This is a genomic window from Streptomyces sp. NPDC041200, from assembly GCF_055591805.1.
This window is the reverse complement of sequence record NZ_JBVIZF010000004.1, coordinates 101217-119536: the sequence shown is the minus strand read 5'-3', so window position 1 is coordinate 119536 and position 18320 is coordinate 101217. Positions and strand designations below refer to the sequence as shown.

Here is an 18320-nt window from a genome sequence, read left to right as displayed (position 1 = left end):
GATCCTGCCGCCCCGCCGGGCAGGTTCACAGGCGACGGAAAGACGACGATCGATGGTTTACTGCCAGAATGAGCCGACCGGCGCCAGCCCACCGCATCGCCCTGCTCGCCTTCCCCGGCATCCGGGCTTTCGACGTCTCGGTGATCACCGAGGTGTGGGGCACAGACCGCACTGACCGAGGGGTGCCCGCGTTCGAGTTGCGCCGGGTGGCCACGGGCCCCGAACCGGTATCGATGCGCGGCGGGCTAGCGCTCGTCCCTGACCGCACCCTCGCCTGGCTGCCGCGCGCCGAGCTGATCCTGGTGCCGGGCCTGGACGACCATGACACCCCAGCACCCGAGCCGGTCCTAGCGGCACTGCGCCGCGCCCACGTCCGGGGCACCACCATCGCCGCGCTGTGCGGCGGAGCGCTCACGCTTGCCCAGGCGGGACTGCTGGACGGCCGCCGAGCGCTGACCCACTGGGCGCTGGCCGATCTGCTGCAGACCCGGCACCCACGTGTGCGGGTTGAGCCGGACGCCCTGTTCATAGAGGACGGCAATCTGTGGACGTCCGCTGGCACTGCCGCCGGCATCGACCTGTGTCTGCACTTGCTACGCACCGCGCACGGCGCGGAAGCCGCCGCGACGGTCGCCCGGTCCATGGTCACCGCGCCGTTCCGGACCGGCACCCAGGCCCAGTTCATCGAGCATCCGACCCCGCGCGCCGACCGCGATGCTGACGCGCTGGCCCAAGTACGCGCCTTTGCCCTGGCGCATCTCGACGAGCCGCTCACCGTGTCCGCGCTCGCCGCCCGTGCCGGGATGTCGCCGCGCTCCTTCGCCCGGCACTTCGCGGCGGCCACCGGGACTACCCCGCTGCGCTGGCTTCTGGACCACCGCATCGCGGCGGCTCAGAAGCTCCTCGAACGTACCGACTTGCCTATGCCGGAGGTCGCCCGCCGGTCCGGTTTCGGCAGCGAGGTCACCATGCGCCAGCACTTCGCATCCCGCCTGGCGACCAGCCCGCGCGCCTACCGGGCGTCGTTCGCCGCACCGGACAGTCCCTGCAGATAGCGGGTGTGTGATCGATCTGCACCTGCCCCAGCGGCGCGGTGACCTCCGGCTATATACCCAGGCCACTTCGGGAGGTCCGCATATTCGCGGCGGCCTCGTCCGCATCGGCCAGTCCCACCGCGTCCTTCGCGGCGAGCAGCCCGATCACTTCAGCCTCGACCGTCGCGCGGCTGGCCATGAGCGACGAATCTCCCTGACGAACTCCGCCCAGGCGGCGTCCGGGACGACCAGGGCGGGGCCGGACTTGTCCTTGGAGTCGCGGATGCCGACCTCGGCGGTGCGGGTGAGGTGGGCGATCTCCACGCACCCGGTGCCGTTCGCTTCGCTGTAGGAGGATTTGAACCAGGCCGCCTCGGGTGCGACGTTGTTTGCTGTGCCGTGGGTCATGTCAGATCTCCCGTACTAGTCGTTGCAGGAACGCCGGTGTATCGCCAGGCGCGAGAGCGGCAGCCCGCAGGTTTTCGAACCTGCGTGAGAAGGACCAGATCGTCGTTTCCTTGTCGCTGATGTCGGATCCGTCGACGGCGTCGCTCTGCACCACGGACGGCAGCGGGGCGCCGAACTCCCACAGGTTGAAGTTCGTGTGAGGCCGATAGGCGGGTGTGGCCATCGGAAGGATCTGGACCGTCACGTTGTCGAGCCGCCGCAGGGTCTGGATCTCCTCGTACTGCTCACGCATTACTTCGGGGCTGCCGACCACTCGGCGCAGTGAGGCTTCGTCCTGGATGACCCAGAGTTCCATTGGGTTGTCCCTGCGCGTCAGGGCCTTCTTGCGTTCCATCCGGATCTGACGCACGCCGGTGAGCTGCGCTTCGTGGGGCATCGGCTCGCCGAGGCGCTGCATGACGCGCTGCGGGTGGCCGAGAGCCGGGGCATGCGGCTGGAGGACCGGGAAGAACCGGCGCCGGAGCCGAGTTAGTAGAAGCATGAACAACGTGGACGTCGTGGTCGTGGGAGCCGGGCAGGCGGGGCTGTCCGGGGCGTATCACCTGCGGCGGGCGGGGTATGAGCCGGGCGCCGGATTCGTGGTGCTCGACCACTCCCCCGCACCCGGCGGGGCGTGGCAGTTCCGGTGGCCGTCGCTGACGTACGGCAAGGTGCACGGGATGTACGACCTGCCCGGGATGCGGCTGACCGGCGACGACGCCGATCCCGAGCGGCCGTCGTCCGAGGTGATCCCGGCGTACTTCGCACGCTACGAGCGCGCCTTCGACCTGCGGGTCGTACGGCCCGTCCATGTGGCCGCCGTACGCGACACCGGTGACGGCAGGCTGCGCGTGGAAACCTCGGCCGGGACGTGGTCCGCCCGTGCGCTGATCAACGCGACCGGCACCTGGGACCGCCCCTTCTGGCCGCGCTACCCCGGGCAGGAGACGTTCCGGGGGCGGCAGGTGCACACCGCGCGGTACCCGGGTCCGGAGGCGTTCGCCGGGCGGCGGGTGATCGTCGTCGGGGGCGGGACGTCCGGGGTGCAGCATCTGCTGGAGATCGCCGAGGTGGCGGACGCGACCACCTGGGTCACCCGCCGCCCGCCGGTCTTCCGCACCGGGCCGTTCGGCGAGGACCAGGGGCGGGCCGCGGTGTCGCTGGTGGAGGAGCGGGTACGGCGGGGGCTGCCGCCGCAGAGCGTGGTGTCGGTGACCGGGCTGCCCATGACGGAGGCGATGGAGCGGGCCCGCGCGCGGGGCGTGCTGGACCGGCTGCCGATGTTCGACCGGATCACCCCGGACGGGGTGAGCTGGGCGGACGGCCGCACGGTGGCGGCGGACGTCATCCTCTGGGCCACCGGTTTCCGCGCCGCGATCGACCATCTCGCCCCGCTGCGGCTGCGCGAGCCGGGCGGCGGGATCGCCGTCGAGGGGACCCGGGCGGTCCGGGATCCGCGCGTGCACCTGGTCGGCTACGGGCCGTCGGCGAGCACGGTCGGGGCGAACCGGGCGGGCCGGGCCGCGGTGCGCGAGATCCGGGGCCTTCTGGACGCGGTTGCCGCCCCGGCCGCGGTCTGACGGTCCGGCCCGGGGCCGGACACCCACGTTCCAGCGTCCTCGGCGAGGTACTGGCTGTAGGGGTTGCTCAGTCCGTGAGCCAGCCGGGGCTGACCATGCGGTACTCATAGGCCATGATCACGACTTGGGATCTGTTCCGGGCGCCGAGTTTGGCCATGATGCGGCTGACGTGGGTCTTCGCGGTCAGAGGGGAGACCACCAGTTGTGCGGCAATCTCGTCGTTGGTGCGTCCGGCGGCGATCAGACGCATGACTTCGCGTTCGCGGCCGGTCAGGGCATCGAGGCGGTGATCGGGCTTGCGGGTGTTGACCGGGCGGTTGGCGAATTCGGCGATGAGCCGGCGGGTGACGGAGGGGCTGATGAGCGCGTCACCGCGCACGGCGACGCGCACCGCGTGCAGGAGTTCTGCCGGTTCGGTGTCCTTGACGAGGAAGCCCGTGGCGCCGGCTCGCAAGGCCCCGTACACGTAGTCGTCGAGGTCGAAAGTCGTCAGCATGACCACCTTCACCGCCGCCAGTTGCTCGTCGTCGGCGATGCGACGAGCGGCTTCGAGTCCGTCCATGCCGGCCATGCGGATGTCCATCAGGACCACGTCGGGCCGCAGTTCGCGGCAGGCGGCGAGGGCGGCGTGCCCGTCGGCGGCCTCGGCGACCACGTCGAGGTCGTCCTCGTCGTCGAGGATGCTGCGGATCCCCGCGCGAACGAGGCGCTGGTCATCCGCCAACAGGATCCTGATCATCAACTGCTCCGCTGATCGGCTCGTGGTGGTTTGAGAACGGTAGCCGGGCCCGAACGACGAACCCGCCCGCACTGCCCGGCTCGGCGCTCAATGTTCCGCCCAGCGCGCGCGCCCGTTCCGTCATGCCCGCGATCCCACTGCCGCCCGCATGCCCGGCGGGGGCCGGATCCTGTCCGTCGTCCTGGACGCTGAGCGTCAGTTCCCGGTCACCGTGGTGGAGCCGGATGACGACGTGCCGGGCCTCGCTGTGCTTGACGGCGTTGGTCAGTGATTCCTGCACGATGCGATAGGCGACGAGGTCCACCGCCGCCGACAGCGCGAAGGGGGCTCCGCTCTGCTCGATGCGTACGTCCAGGCCCGCCCGAGCGGCTGAGGAGACCAGTTCGTCGATCCTGGACAGACCTGGTGAGGGAGTGATGGGGGCCTCTTCGTCGACCTGACGCAGGACACCGAGGGTGGCGCGCAGTTCTTGCAGGCCCTCCTTGCTGCCCTGCTTGATGGCGGCCAGTGCGTCTTGTGCCTGGCTGGGGTCCTTCTTCAGCCGGTGCAGGGCGGCAGACGCCTGCACGTGGATCATCGACATGTTGTGGCCGATCACGTCGTGCAGTTCACGGGCGATGCGCAACCGCTCCTGCGTGGCTCGGAGTCTGGCCTCCTCCTCGGCGTAAGCGACCCGGCCGTGGCGCATCGCGCCCAGAGCCACAACAGCGACCAGCCAGCCGGTCAGCATGAAGACCGCCGTGCCGTTGACGTCACCGGTGCCGGCCAGAGCCCCCGCGCCCACCCCGATGACCATGACCGTCGTCATGGCGACTGACGCCTGGATCCGGCCCCGGGCCGCCAGCGCGTACAGCGCAGCGATCGGGACCACGACGAGGGGGCCGTCCACCGTGCTCAGCAGGTGGTAGGCGCCCGTGCCGATCACCGTGAACCAGCCCACCGCCACCGGGTACCGGCGGCGCAGCAGCAGCGCGCCGCACACCACCATCATGAGGAGCCAGGAGACGATCAACGACGGGGCCGCGTACCAGTTCGGGCCCAGTCGCTGCCCCTCGGCCACCCATGCCAGCACCAGCACGACCCCGGCGAGTGCCATGTCGGCCCGCCGCCCTCGCGGAAGGGGGAAGTGGGTGACGTCGAGGCGCGGCATTGCTTCATTCTGCCTGCGTCACGGTCCTCCCCAGAGGCGTATGTCCGCATGTGCGTCGGAGGTGTCTGCTGGGGAGGTACGCGACAGCCCGGACGTACATCTGCTGGTGTACGGCGCGGCCGTTGCGTCCGCTTGCTGGTGCAGCCCGGCTGTCAGCCGTGGGCCGACGCCCCCGCCCGGGGCGCGCGGGCACGATCGAGGGCATGCCGTCGACTCCCGGCAACACCACTCGCTCGAATTCGAGGTAGGCATCGTGTCTTCCCCCCGCGGCTCCGCCGCGTCCCTCGCTCCGCCCCCGCCGCAGGCCGGCAAGTCCACGCCCGTCGGACGGTTCGGTGCCCTGGCAGGCTGGGCGCAGCGACATCGCTGGACCGCCGTCGTGCTCTGGGTAGCTGTCGTGGCTGCCATCACGCTGGGCTCAACCGCTGTCGGCTCCGCGTACAAGAACGACTTCTCGCTGCCGGGCACCGATTCCCAGGCGGCCACCGACCTGTTCACACAGCACGGCAGTGACCAGGCAGGCGACACCGTCGAGATCGTCTTCAAGGACACCGCCGGCGTCAAGAGCGCCAAGGCCGACGTCGAGCCGATGCTGGCCGAGGTGAAGCAGATGGCGGGGGTCGCCCACGTGCGCAGCCCGTTCACCGATGCCTCAGCGGTATCCAAGGACGGCACGATCGCCTACGCGTCCGTCACGCTGGACGGCAAGACGGAGGACGTCCCCAAGGAGGACGTCGCCGAAATCATCGACACCGCGCAAAGCATTGCCTCCGAGCGGCTCCAGGTCGAGGTGGGCGGCGAGGCCGCGCGCAATGCGGAGGACAAGGCGGGACCAACCGCCGAACTCGCCGGGATCGTGGCTGCCCTGGTCATCCTTGTGCTGCTGTTCGGTTCGCTGCTGGCGGCATCACTGCCGCTGATCACCGCGCTGTTCGCGGTCGGCGGCGCTATCGGCCTGATCGCCCTGGCCTCGCACATCTTCACCGTCGCCGACTTCACCCCGCCCATCCTGATGCTCGTCGGCCTCGGCGTCGGCGTCGACTACGCCCTGCTGATCTTCTACCGCTACCGCCAAGAACTCCTGGCCGGTGTTCAGCCCGCAGAGGCGGGCCGCAAGGCCCTCGACTCCGCCGGTCGCACGATCTTCTTCGCCGGCTGCACTGTCATCGTCGCCTTGCTGGGCCTGGTCGCCCTCGGGCTCGGCTCCCTGCGGGGCATCGCCCTCGCGGTGGCCATCACCGTCCTGATCACGATGGCCGCCTCCCTGGTGCTGCTGCCCGCGCTGCTGGGGCTGTTCGGTACGCGTATCCGGCACCATGTGCACAAGCAGCAGGCGAAGGCGACGGAAAAGGGCAAGGTCGAAGGCAACCGCTGGCGCGCCATGGCACGCGCCGTGCAGCGACGCCCGATACCGACCCTGCTGGTCGGTGTGATCGCGCTGCTGGCACTGTCCGCACCGGCACTGGGCATGCGCCTGGGTTTCGCCGACTCCGGCAACGATCCCGAGGAGACCACTTCCCGCCAGGCATACGACCTGCTTGCCAAGGGCTTCGGCCCCGGCTTCAACGGCCCGCTCATCGTCCTGGTGAAGGGCGGTCAAGAAGCCGGCGAGACCGTGCGGGCAAGGCTCGCCACCACCGACGGCGTGGCCGAAGCCAGCCCTGCGATGCCCTCTGTGGACGGCGCCCTGTCCACCGTCTTCGTCTACCCGACGACCTCTCCGCAGGACGAGGGGACCGTGGACCTCGTGCACCACCTGCGTGACGACGTGGCCCCGCCCCTGGAGCACACCACCGGCGCCGAAGTCCTGGTGGGCGGTGCCACTGCCGCCTCCCAGGACGTCTCCGAAACACTCGCCGACCGGTTGCCCCTGTTCGTCGCCGTCGTTGTCGGCGTCTCCTCGCTCCTGCTGCTGCTGGTCTTCCGATCCATCTGGATCCCCGTCAAGGCAGCCATCCTGAACCTGCTGTCCATCTCCGCCGCGCTCGGCGTGATCACCCTGGTGTTCCAGCACGGCTGGTTCGGAGCACAGCGAGGCCCCATCGAGGCCTTCATCCCAGCGCTGATCTTCGCGATCGTCTTCGGCCTGTCCATGGACTACGAGGTCTTTCTCGTCTCACGCATCCACGAAGAATGGACCCGCACCAAGGACCATGCGCAATCGGTACGCGAAGGGCTCGCTTCAACCGGCAAGGTCATCACCGCAGCCGCGGCCATCATGATCGTCGTCTTCGCAGCCTTCGTGCTCAGCTCCGACCGCATGCTCCAGCAGTTCGGACTCGGCCTGGCCGTCGCCATCCTTCTCGACGCTGTGGTCATCCGGTGCCTCATCGTCCCGGCCGTCATGCAGATGCTCGGCACATGGGCCTGGTGGCTGCCCGCCTCGCTGGCCCGAAAACTGCCCAAGGTGTCCATCGAGCGCCCTGAGCACAGCTGACCGGCGGCTCAGCACAGCCCGCCGCTCACGCGCCCGGCTTCGCCGCCAGCGTCGAGTCCCGTACGACCAGTTCCGGCTGGAGGACGATCCGCTGGTGCCGGTGGGCGTCGGCGTCGTCGCCCGTCTCCTCGATCAGCAGCTCGGCCGCCGTGTGCCCCATCCGGAACGCGGGCTGGCGCACCGAGGTCAGCGGCACCGCCGCGGCCGCCGCGAACTCGATGTCGTCGTATCCGACCAGCGCCACTTCGCCCGGCACCGACACCCCGGCCGCGAAGAGCGCCTGGAGGACACCGAGCGCCAGCAGGTCGTTCGCGCAGAACACCGCGGTCGGACGCGGTGAGATGCCCAGCAGCCGCGCCCCCGCGTCGCGGCCCGCGGCCACGTCCAGCCGGGCGGCCTCGAGGTGCAGCAGCGTCTCCGGCGGCAGGCCCTCCTCGGCGAGCGCGGCGAGCGCCCCGGCGCGGCGGTCCTGGCACTGCGGGAGCTGCATCGGACCGCTGACGTACACCAGCCCGCGGTGTCCCTGGGCGAGCAGATGGCGGATGGCGAGTGCGCCGCCCTCGATGTCGTCGACCGACACCGAGCAGCCCTCGCGGCTCGGCACCTCGCGGTCGACGAGAACGAAGGGGATGTCGTGGCGGCGGAAGTTCTCCAGGTTGCCACCGGTGGCGTCGGCGGGGGTCACCAGGACGCCGCGCACCCGGTGCTCGGCGAACAGCCCCAGGTAGTCGGCCTCCTCGTCGGCGCTCTGCGCGCTGTTGCACACCATGACGCCGAGGCCCGCGTCCCGGGCGGCGCGCTCGGCGCCGCTGGCCACGTCCACGAAGAAGGGGTTCGCCATGTCCAGCACCAGCAGCGAGATGATCCGGCTGCGCCCCGCGCGCAGCTGGCGCGCGGATTCGCTGCGTACGTAGCCGAGCCGCTCGATCGCGGCCTGCACCCGGTCGCGGGTGCTCTCGGCGACCATCTCCGGCCGGTTGATCACGTTCGAGACGGTGCCGACGGACACTCCCGCCTGCCGCGCGACGTCCTTGATCCCCACCATGCGTCCCACGACCTCGGCCTCCGCCTTCCCGCGACCCACCTCGGCCGCGGGACCCATGCTATGGCGTACGCGGTGGGGATGGCTGCACCAGCCCTTGCGCGCGGACGACCCGGCATGCGGCGGTCACCCGGTACGGGCGGCCAGTTCGCCGATCGCGTGGCGGATCGCGGTGAGGAAGGTCTGGATCAGGGGATGCTCCCCGGCTCCGGCGCGTACGGTCGCGAGCACGGTGCGGGTGTGGCCGGCTGAGCCGGCGAGCAGGAGGCCGGGGGCCCGGTCGAACCACAGCATGTCCGGCAGGAAGGCCACCGCGTGGCCCTCCTCGACCAGCCGTGCGTGGACCAGCATGTCCGCGGACACGTAGACGACGTCAGGCTCGAACCCGGCGGCGTGACACATGCCGGTCGCCCACGCCCGGGCGGGCGTGCCGGCGGGTTCCATCACCCAGGGGCGCTCGGCCAGATCAGCGAGCGACACCACGGGGGCGGGGGTGGCCAGCCGCATGGCGTCCTCGTACAGCGGGTGGTGCTCGAACTCGGAGGCGCGGGTCGGCCGCGGGTGCCCGGGGAACGTCTCGTCGATCACGAGGTCGAAGTCCCGGGTGAGCAGACCTGGCAGCGAGGTGTCGGGCTCGGCCTGCGTGGCCTCCACCCTTATCCGGGGATGGTTCTCCCGCAGCCAGGTCAACGCGACGGGCATCAGGGCGAGCATCGCGGTCTGGAAGGCCGCGACCTTGATCGTCCCGGATGTCTCCCGCAGCGAGGCCGCGATCTCCGCCTCGGCGCGCTCCAGCTCCCGCAGTGCCTTCTCCGTGTGGGCGACGAGGATTTCCGCCTGCGGCGTCAGCCGGACCCCCCGGCCTTCCCGCTCCAGCAGCGGTGCGCCGACTTCGGACTCCAGCAGCGTCAGTTGTTGGGAGACGGCCGAGGGGCTGTAGGACATGGCCGAGGCGACAGCGGCCAGCGTGCCGCGGTACTTCAGCTCTCGCAGCACCACCAGGCGGCGCAGATTGTGCACAGCCTCACCCCATCCATCAATTTTTGTGGCCTGTCTCCTCCGGAAACGTTCACTTTACTCAAGGGAGGCGCTTTGGAACCGTGATGGCAAGGCAGCACCGCACAGATCGGAAACGGGCATGGACATCGAAGCGCTCCGCCAGGACACCCCGGGCACCGCGAACCGGATTCACCTCAACAACGCGGGCGCGGGCCTCCTGTCGCGGCAGACACTCAAGGCCATGACCTCCCACCTGGAGTTGGAGGCCGCGATCGGCGGCTACGAGGCCGCGGCCCAGGAACGGGACCGCATCGACGCCACCCACGGGCACATCGCCCGACTGGTGGGCGGCCGGGCGGACGAGATCGCGCTGTTCGACAACTCCACCCACGCCTGGAACGCCGCGTTCTACTCCATGACGTTCAAGCCGGGCGACCGCATACTCACAGGCCGGGCCGAGTACGGCAGCAGCGTCCTCGCCTACTTGCAGACAGCCCAGCGCACCGGAGCCGAGGTCGTCGTCGTCCCCAACGACGAGTCCGGTCAGGTCGACACCACCGCCCTCGCGAACCTTATCGACGACCGCACCAAGCTGGTGGGCATCGCCCACGTCCCCACCAGCGGTGGCCTGGTCAACCCGGCCGCCGAGATCGGACACGTCGCCCGCGCCGCCGGCGTTCCCTTCCTTCTCGACGCCACCCAGTCCGTCGGCCAGTTCCCCGTGGACGTCGCCGAGATCGGCTGCGACATGCTCACTGCCACCGGCCGCAAATACCTGCGCGGCCCGCGCGGCACGGGCTTCCTCTGGGTGCGCCCCGAGGCACACGCATACCTGGAGCCGCACGTGACCGAGGTCGCCGCTGCTACCTGGGACGGCCAGCGCAGCTTCACCTGGAACGACGGCGCGCGGCGTTTCGAGACGTGGGAGGTCAGCTACGCCAACGTCCTGGGTCTGAGCGCCGCCGTCCAGCAGGCCCTGGACCTCGGCCTGGACGAGATCGGCCGACGCGCCCTCGTCCTCGGCGCCCATCTGCGCGACCAGTTGGACGCCGTACCCGGCATCACCACCTACGACCTCGGCCGGCAGCGGTGCGCGATCGTCACCTGCGAGGTCGCCACCATGGCGACGGCCGATGTCGCGGCCGCCCTCGCCGGGCACGGCATCAACGTCAGCACCACCGACCCGGCGCAGACCCAGTTCGACACCGAGGACCGGGACGTCCACCCGCTGGTACGGCTCTCGCCGCACTACTACAACACCGAGGCCGAGATCGACCGCGCCGTCGAGGTCCTCGCCGACCTCGCCGCGGCCCGCTAGCCGCTCACGCCCAGCCGCCCCGCACCGGCGTGCGTGCGCGAGGGCGTCCAGGAAGGCAGCAGTGCCGGCGAATCTCCCTCAGCCGCGCAGCCGGACCAGGCTCGATCCGCGGACGACGAGTTCGGGGCGCAGCACGATCCGCCGGTGGCGGTGGGCGTCGGCCGCCTCCCCCGTCTCGTCGATGAGCAGCTCGGCCGCCGTACGCCCCATCCGGAACGCGGGGCGGCGCACCGAGGTCAGCGGCACCGCCGCGGCCGCCGCGAACTCGATGTCGTCGTACCCCACCAGCGCCACCTCGCCCGGCACCGACACCCCGGCCGCGTACAGCGCCTGCAACACCCCCAGCGCCAGCAGGTCGTTCGCGCAGAACACCGCCGTCGGACACGGCGACATGCCCAGCAGCCGCGCCCCCGCGTCCCGGCCGCCCGCCACGTCCAGCCGCTCCACCTCCACATGGCGCAGCGCGGCCTCGCCGACGTCCTCCTCGCGCAGGGCGTTCAGCGCGCCGGTGCGGCGGTCGCGGCACTGGGCGAGGTGCATCGGGCCGCTGACGTACGCGAGCGCGCGGTGCCCCTGGCCGAGGAGGTGGCGGGCGGCGAGCGCGCCGCCCTCGATGTCGTCGACCGACACCGAGCAGCCCTCGGCACTGGGCACCTCGCGGTCGACGTAGACGAACGGGATGCCGTGCCGCCGGAACGACTCCAGGTTGCGCCCGGTGGCGTCGGCGGGGGTGACGAGGACGCCACGTACCCGCTGCTCGGTGAAGAGCCCCAGGTAGTCGGCCTCTTCCTGGGGGCTCTGGGCGCTGTTGCACACCATCACCCCGAGGCCCGCCTCGCGCGCCGCGCGCTCGGCGCCGCCCGCCACATCCACGAAGAAGGGGTTCGCCATGTCCAGCACCAGCAGTCCGACGATGCGGCTGTGGCCCGCGCGCAGCTGACGCGCCGACTCGCTCCGGACGTACCCCAGCCGCTCGATGGTGGACAGCACCCGGGCCCGGGTTCGCTCGGACACCGATTCCGGGCGGTTGATGACGTTGGAGACCGTGCCGAGCGAGACCCCGGCCTCCTTCGCCACTTCCTTGATGCCCACACCACGGGCCCTCAAGCCAGGTCCCTAACCCGGCAGTCGGAAGTCGATGACCCGGAGGGCCGAGGGCGTGGTGCCACTGGACTTCCGCTGGTACATGAACGACAGCACACCGTCCTGGGCGAGGCGGGTGTCGTCGACGACGACCTCGCCGAAGGCGTTCAGCCCGCTGCCGTCGAAGACGGTCTTCCAGTCGGTGTAGCCGGACGCGCTGGACGCGGCGACGATGCGGCCGTACGGCATGACGGCATAGGCGTTGTCGTACTTGTCGAAGGCCAGGTGGGTGCGCTGGCTGGAGTTGAGGGCCACCGGGATCTCGGTCTTCTTCCAGGCGCCCGTGGCGTTCTTGAAGAGGTGGAAGGCGCGGCCGCTCGAGGTGCGGTCGGCCACGTAGTCGGTGGTGCACTGGCCGAAGCGGCCGGGGACGTAGCTGATGACGGCGTGCGGGCGCCCGGCGGAGTCGGTGGCCTGGCTCTCCTGGTTCATCAGCGAGTGGTCGGGGTTCAGCGGATCGACGACCGTGCCGGTGTCGTTCACCGCCACCTTGTCGGCGCCGCCGGTGGTGCCGACGACGGTGGCCGCCGCGTTGCGCCAGGTGCGGCCCCGATCGGTGCTGTAGACGTAACCGGTGTCGTGGTTGGTGAGGCCACCGGCGTCGCACATCACCGCGTTGTTCTGCTCGCGCCAGGTGTAGAAGGCGTGCAGACGGCCATCGGCGCCGTAGTCGATGCCGTGCAGATACATGTTGCGGGCGGTGCTGGAGCCGTGCTCGCTGGTGTACGTACCGGTGGACGCGGACCATTCGCCGAGCGCGGTCCACTTGGTGCCGTCGTACTCGGCCAGCGCGTTGCGGCCGTTGCCGGAGACGCCGACCCGGTAGCTGAGCTGGAGGCGGCCCTCGGGGGTGGCAACGAACTGCGGGTACGTGAACTGGGAGGTGAGCGCGAGCCCGTCCAGGGTGGTCTGCACGGCGCCGAACTGGGCGCTGTCCCACGGGTGTCCGGCGGGGTTGTCCAGCAGTCCGGCCACCGACTTCACGTAGAAGAAGCCGCTGCTGTGCGAGTCCATGTTGAGGTGCAGGCGGCCGTCGACGCGCGAGATCCCCATGGAGATCACATTGTGGGAGTCGTCGGCGGTGAGCTTGTGCGGCAGCCGGACGGTCTGCCAGTCCGCCCGGCCCAGCGCGCGGCGGCCGATGACGGCGGTGCGGTCGCCGGTGTACCAGACGGCGTACTGGTAGCCCTGGTAGGTGAGCAGCCCGTTCTTCTGGAACGCGTTGTTGTTGACGAGGCCGTTGTACGACTCGAAGTAGATGGCCTTCGAGTCGAGCTGGGTGTCGGCGACCTTGCTGACCGCCGGGCCGGGAGCACTCGGGGCGGCGGCGGTCGCGCTGCCAGACGGGATGGCGGCGCTGAGGAGGGCGGTGGCCAGCACGGCGACGGCCAGGGGTCTCATATTCCTGTGTCTCCTACGTGTCCTAAGCGAGGTGGAACACTTCGGTGAGCGGTGTCATCGCCTCATCCGGCTTGGCACCATCCAACTCCTCAAAGAAGTCGGCCATCTCGGCCTGCCACCGCGCGTTGACATCGGTGGCGGCCATCGCGGCCTGCGCCGCCGCGAAGTCCTCGGTCTCCAGATAGCCGACCAGCAGCCCGTCCTCGCGCAGGAAGAGCGAGTAGTTGTGCCACCCGGCGGCCGAGAGCGCGTCCAGCATCTCCGGCCACACGGCCTCGTGCCGCTCGCGGTACTCGGCCAGCCGCTCCTGGCGGACCTTCAGCAGAAAACACACCCGCCGCATCGCCGACCGCCCGCCTCAGAAGTGGAACTTGTCGATGTTGGACTCGTCGAACACGGTGGGCGGGCCGAGGATGACCTCGCCGTTCTTGCCGACCGTGTACTCACCGAGCTTCCCGGCCTCGAACTTCTCCCCCTCGGCCCCGGTGATCTGCCCGGAGGCGAGCGCCGCGGCGGCGTACGAACCCAGGTACCCCAGCTTCTTGGGGTCCCACAGCGCGAACTGCTCGACGGTGCCGTCCTTGACGTACTTGCGCATCTGGTTGGGCGTGCCGAGGCCGTTCAGCACGACCTTGCCCTTGTACGAGGAGTCGCTGATGTAGCGGGCGGCCGCGGCGATGCCGACCGAGGTGGGCGAGATGATGCCCTTGAGCTTCGGATACGCCTTCAGCAACCCTTGCGTCTCCTGGAACGACTTCTGGTCGTCGTCATCCCCGTACACCGTCTTGACCAGCTTCATGTTCTTGTAGGCGGGCTTCTTCAACTCGTCCTTCATGAACCGGATCCAGGTGTTCTGGTTGGTCGCGTTCTGGGTGGCCGAGAGGATCGCGATCTCGCCCTTGTAGTCGAGCTGCTTGGCCAGGTGCTGGACCTGGCTGCGGCCGATCTCCTCCGAGCTGGCCTGGTTGATGAACAGCTGGCGGCAGGCCGGGGCGGTGTCCGAGTCGTACGCGACGACCTCGATGTTCTTCTTCATGGCCTGCTTGAGCGGGCCGCACACCGCGTTGGGGTCGTTGGCGGCGATGAGGATGGCGTCCTGCCGCTGCTGGACCAGGGTGTTGATGTACGACACCTGGGAGGAGGCGCTGGCGTCGGACGGGCCGACCTCCTTGCCCTTGCCGCCGAAGTCCGCGGCGGCGGCGATCCCGGCTGTGTCCAGGATCTTCAGGTACGGGTTGTTGATCTGCTTGGGCAGGAAGGCGAGCTTCAGGCCCTTCTTCAGCGGGGCGTCCGGGTTGGCCTTCGCCTTGGATCCGCTGGTGGCCTTGCCGCTGTTGTCGGTGTCCTTCTTGGTGGTGCCGCCGCATCCGGCGAGGGTGATGGCGAGGGCGCACACCGCGGCGGCGGTGGCGGCGGCGCGGCGCCGCGAGGAAGAGCGCTGGATCATGGGTGACCTTTCAGCTGTATCTGTGTCAACTCGTGGCCGCGGCGCGCCGATGGCGCCAGGCGCTCACCGTGGTGATCATGCGAGGCGTGAGGACGGACGCCACCAGCAGCAGCCCGGTGACGATCACCTGGACCTCGTTGGCCACGTCGTTGAGGGTCAGCAGGTTCTTCAGGACGCCGATGAGCAGCACCCCGGCGACCGCGCCGAACAGGGTGCCCTTGCCGCCGTCGAAGTCGACGCCGCCCAGCAGGACGGCGGCGATGACCAGCATTTCGAAGCCCTGGCCGTTGTCGGCGCGGGCGCTCCCGTACCGCAGGGTGAACACCACCCCGGCGAAGGCGGAGACGAGCCCCGCCACGACGAACAGCAGCAGCTTGACCCGCTTGACACGGATGCCCGCGAAGTACGCGGCGTCCTCCTGGGCGCCGATGGCGAACAGCGACCGGCCGAACCCGGTGGAGTGCAGCACCACGGCGGCGACGGCGGCCAGCACGATGAACAGCGCCACCGGATAGGTGAGGAAGGTCCCGGGCACCGTGGTGGTGTCGACCGCCCACTGCGCGTACGTGTCCGGGAAGTCGGTGATGGCGTTCGAGCCGAGCACCACCGAGGCCAGCCCCCGGTAGAGCGCGAGCGTGCCGATGGTGACGGCGAGGGACGGCAGCCCGACCCGGGTGACCAGCCAGCCGTTGAGCAGCCCGCCCGCCACGCCGACCAGCAGCACGACCGGCACGATGGTCTCGAACGCCCAGCCCGACTCCCACAGTTGACCGGTCAGCGCGCTGGACAGGCCGAGCATCGAGGCCACCGACAGATCGACCTGCCCGGCCACCACCAGCAGCGTCATCGGCAGCGCCATCAGCGCGACCTCGGCGATGTCGTTGAAGGCGAAGGCGAGGTTGTCGCGGCTCGCGAAGCCGTCCGTCGTACCGAGCCCGGTGAGGAACACCGCGACCAGCAGCACTCCGACGGCGGTGTCCCACCTCAGCTTCATCGCGCGCTCCTCTTCCTCAGCGCACGGGTCATGCGCACGTTCACGATCCGGTCGACGCTGATGGCGGCCAGCAGCAGCGCGCCCGCGATGGCGTCCGCCCAGAAGGAGTCGACCTTCAGCACGGCCAGCGCGCTGCCGATGGTGGTGAGGAGCAGCGCCCCCAGCGCCGCGCCCCACACGGTGCCGGTGCCGCCGACGATGGCGACGCCGCCGACCACCACCGCGCTGACCACGGTCAGCTCCCAGCCGTGCGCGTTGTCCGCGACGACGGTCCCGAAGCGGGCCAGCCACAGCGCCCCCGCGAAGCCCGAGACGGCGCCGGAGAAGAGGTACGCGCCGAGCACCCGGCGCCGGATCGGCACGCCGGCGAGCCGGGCGGCCTCGGGGCTGGAGCCGATGGCGTACAGCTCCCTGCCGCTGCGGTACGTCCGCAGGAAGTACGCGGTCCCGGCGAGCACCAGCACCGAGATCAGCGGCAGATACGGGACGCCCAGCACACTGCCGCTGCCCAGGTCCAGCACGGACTGCGGCACATCGGCGGCGTTGATCTGCTCTCCCTGCGCCCACCAGTAGTCGAGGCCCTGGATGATGTAGAGCATCCCGAGCGTGACCACCAGCGCGGGCACCTTGCCGAAGCTGACGAGCGATCCGCTGACGGCGCCGCAGGCCGCGCCGACGAGGACGCCGAGCAGCAGCACCGTCAGCGCCCCGTGGTCCGTCCCCGAGACGAACTTCCCGCAGGCGAAGGCGGACAGGCCCACCACGGACCCCACCGACAGGTCGATGTTGCGGGTGATCACCACGACGGACTGCCCGATCGCGAGCAGCACCAGGATCGCGGCGTTCAGCAGCAGGTCCTTGACACCCTGGTCGTTCAGGAAGCGGGGCTCGGCGACCCAGGTGAACAGCACCAGCAGCACCAGCGCGCCCCCGATGCTGATCTCCCGCGCCCGGAAGACCGCGTCGACGAGCGAACGCGCCGAGCGTTCCGTGTCCGCCGCCGGTACGGGCTTGTCGACCGTGACCGTCATGCCGCCCTCCCCTCGCCGCCGAGCCCCGTCGCGGCGGCCATCACCGACTCCTCGGTGGCCTCGGCGCGCGGGATCTCGGCGACCAGCCGTCCCTCGTGCATCACCAGCACCCGGTCCGCCATGCCGAGCACCTCGGGCAGATCGGAGGAGATCATCAGCACCGCGAGCCCGTCCGCGGCCAGCGACGACAGCAGCCGGTGCACCTCGGCCTTCGTCCCGACGTCGATGCCGCGCGTCGGCTCGTCCACGATGAGCACCGCCGGTTCGGTGGCCAGCCACTTGGCGAGCACGACCTTCTGCTGGTTGCCGCCGGACAGCACCCCGACGCTGTCGCCGAGGCTGCCGTACTTCAACTGGAGCCGTACCGCCCAGTCCGACGCCCGCCCGCGCTCCAGCGCGCGCCTGACCATCCCCGCGCGGCCCAGCCGGTCCAGGCCGGTCAGCCCGATGTTGCGTTCGATGGACATCTCCATGACCAGGCCGCGCTGGCGCCGGTCCTCGGGGACGAGCGCGAGCCCCGCGTCCATGGCGGCGGTCGGCGAACCGGGCCGCAGCACCGTGCCGCCCACCCGCACCTCGCCCGCGTCCGCCCGGTCCACCCCGAAGACGGCCTGCGCGACCTCGCTTCGCCCCGCGCCGACCAGCCCCGCGAGCGCGACGATCTCCCCGCGCCGCACATCGAACGACACGTCCCGGAAGACGCCCTCCCGGGTCAGCCTGCGCACCGACAGCGCGGTCTCGCCGACCCGGGTCGGCTGCTTGGGATACAGCTCCTCCAGGTCCCGGCCGACCATGCGGCGTACGAGGTCGTCCTGCGTCAGCCCGGCCAGCGGCTCGGACGCCACCCAGCGCCCGTCCCGGAGCGTGGTCACCCGCTGGCACAGCTCGAAGATCTCCTCCAGCCGGTGCGAGATGAACAGCACCGCGGCGCCCTCCGCGCGCAGCGCCTCGACCACCGCGAACAGCCGGGCGGTCTCGCTGCCGGTCAGCGCCGCGGTCGGCTCGTCCATGATCAGTACGCGGGCGTCGAAGGAGAGCGCCTTGGCGATCTCGACGATCTGCTGGTCGGCGATGGACAGCCCGCGCGCGGGCCGGTCCGGGTCGAGGTCGACGCCGAGCCGCGCCATCAGACCGGCCGTGGAAGCGCGCACCGCCTTGTGGTCGATCCGGCCCAGCGGGCGCCGGGGCTGGCGGCCCATGAAGATGTTCTCGGCGATCGACAGGTCGGGAAAGAGCGTCGGCTCCTGGTAGATCACGGCGATGCCCACGTCCCGGGCGTCGGCGGGGCCGTGGAAGACCACCGGTTCGCCGTTCAGCAGCACCTCGCCGGAGTCCGGCCGGTGCACTCCGGCCAGCGCCTTGATGAGCGTCGACTTGCCCGCGCCGTTCTCCCCGGCCAGGGCGTGCGCCTCACCGGCGAAGAGGTCCAGCGAGACGTCCCTGAGGGCCCGTACGGCGCCGAAGGACTTGTTCACCCCCTTGAGGGCGAGGACCGGGACAGACTGACTCACGGAGGCTCCAGAATGAAATGTTTCAAAGCGGATTCCGGGAAGCTAGC

The 18320-nt window shown here is 70.4% G+C and carries 17 protein-coding genes; 4 read left to right on the top strand and 13 right to left on the bottom strand.

The genetic code is table 11. The annotated features are described in order from the left end of the window. Nucleotides 1-68: 68 nt before the first annotated feature. A complete protein-coding gene (locus tag ACZ6CL_RS14085; protein WP_468935517.1) occupies nt 69-1055 on the top strand; it encodes a GlxA family transcriptional regulator in 987 nt (328 codons plus the stop codon). Nucleotides 1056-1199: 144 nt separating this feature from the next. Here the strand turns inward: ACZ6CL_RS14085 and ACZ6CL_RS14080 are convergent, their stop codons facing one another. Both ACZ6CL_RS14080 and ACZ6CL_RS14075 read right to left on the bottom strand, forming a co-directional pair. Then, nucleotides 1200-1442 carry a DUF397 domain-containing protein gene (locus ACZ6CL_RS14080; RefSeq protein ID WP_468935515.1) on the bottom strand — a complete coding sequence of 81 codons (243 nt, stop codon included), beginning with the start codon at nt 1440-1442 and terminating at the stop codon, nt 1200-1202. 1 nt (nt 1443) lies between these two features. Next, nucleotides 1444-1836 (bottom strand): DUF5753 domain-containing protein, encoded by a 393-nt coding sequence (locus ACZ6CL_RS14075; protein WP_468936041.1) that lies wholly within the window; start codon nt 1834-1836, stop codon nt 1444-1446. Nucleotides 1837-1981: 145 nt separating this feature from the next. On the opposite strand from ACZ6CL_RS14075, the gene ACZ6CL_RS14070 reads away from it, so the two are divergent. Next, nucleotides 1982-3061 carry an NAD(P)-binding domain-containing protein gene (locus tag ACZ6CL_RS14070; RefSeq protein ID WP_468935514.1) on the top strand — a complete coding sequence of 360 codons (1080 nt, stop codon included), beginning with the start codon at nt 1982-1984 and terminating at the stop codon, nt 3059-3061. Between the two features lie 67 nt (nt 3062-3128). On the opposite strand, the gene ACZ6CL_RS14065 is transcribed toward ACZ6CL_RS14070, so the two are convergent. Together ACZ6CL_RS14065 and ACZ6CL_RS14060 are read right to left on the bottom strand one after the other, a co-directional pair. Further along, nucleotides 3129-3800 (bottom strand): response regulator, encoded by a 672-nt coding sequence (locus ACZ6CL_RS14065; RefSeq protein WP_468935512.1) that lies wholly within the window; start codon nt 3798-3800, stop codon nt 3129-3131. Further along, nucleotides 3775-4950 (bottom strand): sensor histidine kinase, encoded by a 1176-nt coding sequence (locus ACZ6CL_RS14060; protein WP_468935510.1) that lies wholly within the window; start codon nt 4948-4950, stop codon nt 3775-3777. The genes ACZ6CL_RS14065 and ACZ6CL_RS14060 overlap by 26 nt, the downstream gene beginning before the upstream one ends. Before the next feature lie 253 nt (nt 4951-5203). Here ACZ6CL_RS14060 and ACZ6CL_RS14055 point away from each other — a divergent pair, with 253 nt between their 5' ends. After that, nucleotides 5204-7387, top strand: coding sequence for an MMPL family transporter (locus ACZ6CL_RS14055; protein ID WP_468935508.1), 2184 nt, complete (start codon nt 5204-5206; stop codon nt 7385-7387). 25 nt (nt 7388-7412) lie between these two features. On the opposite strand, the gene ACZ6CL_RS14050 is transcribed toward ACZ6CL_RS14055, so the two are convergent. Then, a complete protein-coding gene (locus tag ACZ6CL_RS14050; protein WP_468936039.1) occupies nt 7413-8432 on the bottom strand; it encodes a LacI family DNA-binding transcriptional regulator in 1020 nt (339 codons plus the stop codon). A 123-nt stretch (nt 8433-8555) separates the two neighbouring features. Further along, entirely contained in the window at nt 8556-9449 is an 894-nt protein-coding gene (locus tag ACZ6CL_RS14045) for a LysR substrate-binding domain-containing protein (protein WP_468935506.1), read from the bottom strand. 118 nt (nt 9450-9567) lie between these two features. On the opposite strand from ACZ6CL_RS14045, the gene ACZ6CL_RS14040 reads away from it, so the two are divergent. Next, nucleotides 9568-10746, top strand: coding sequence for an aminotransferase class V-fold PLP-dependent enzyme (locus ACZ6CL_RS14040; protein ID WP_468935504.1), 1179 nt, complete (start codon nt 9568-9570; stop codon nt 10744-10746). A 78-nt stretch (nt 10747-10824) separates the two neighbouring features. Here the strand turns inward: ACZ6CL_RS14040 and ACZ6CL_RS14035 are convergent, their stop codons facing one another. From ACZ6CL_RS14035 to ACZ6CL_RS14005, 7 genes are read right to left on the bottom strand one after another with little or no spacing between them, the layout of a single operon-like run. Then, a complete protein-coding gene (locus tag ACZ6CL_RS14035; RefSeq protein WP_468935502.1) occupies nt 10825-11838 on the bottom strand; it encodes a LacI family DNA-binding transcriptional regulator in 1014 nt (337 codons plus the stop codon). A 24-nt stretch (nt 11839-11862) separates the two neighbouring features. Next, nucleotides 11863-13290, bottom strand: a complete 1428-nt coding sequence (locus ACZ6CL_RS14030; protein ID WP_468935500.1) for a BNR repeat-containing protein — start codon at nt 13288-13290, stop codon at nt 11863-11865. A 22-nt stretch (nt 13291-13312) separates the two neighbouring features. After that, nucleotides 13313-13633 (bottom strand): L-rhamnose mutarotase, encoded by a 321-nt coding sequence (locus ACZ6CL_RS14025; protein WP_468935498.1) that lies wholly within the window; start codon nt 13631-13633, stop codon nt 13313-13315. 15 nt (nt 13634-13648) lie between these two features. Then, nucleotides 13649-14737 (bottom strand): rhamnose ABC transporter substrate-binding protein, encoded by a 1089-nt coding sequence (rhaS, locus tag ACZ6CL_RS14020; RefSeq protein WP_468935496.1) that lies wholly within the window; start codon nt 14735-14737, stop codon nt 13649-13651. Between the two features lie 25 nt (nt 14738-14762). Beyond that, on the bottom strand, nt 14763-15731 hold the full coding sequence (locus ACZ6CL_RS14015) for an ABC transporter permease (protein ID WP_468935493.1): 969 nt from the start codon (nt 15729-15731) through the stop codon (nt 14763-14765). Then, complete coding sequence (locus tag ACZ6CL_RS14010) at nt 15728-16762, bottom strand: ABC transporter permease (RefSeq protein ID WP_468935490.1); 1035 nt, start codon at nt 16760-16762, stop codon at nt 15728-15730. The genes ACZ6CL_RS14015 and ACZ6CL_RS14010 overlap by 4 nt, the downstream gene beginning before the upstream one ends. Further along, entirely contained in the window at nt 16759-18273 is a 1515-nt protein-coding gene (locus tag ACZ6CL_RS14005; protein WP_468935487.1) for a sugar ABC transporter ATP-binding protein, read from the bottom strand. Before ACZ6CL_RS14005 ends, ACZ6CL_RS14010 begins: the two co-directional genes overlap by 4 nt. Between the last annotated feature and the right edge of the window lie 47 nt (nt 18274-18320).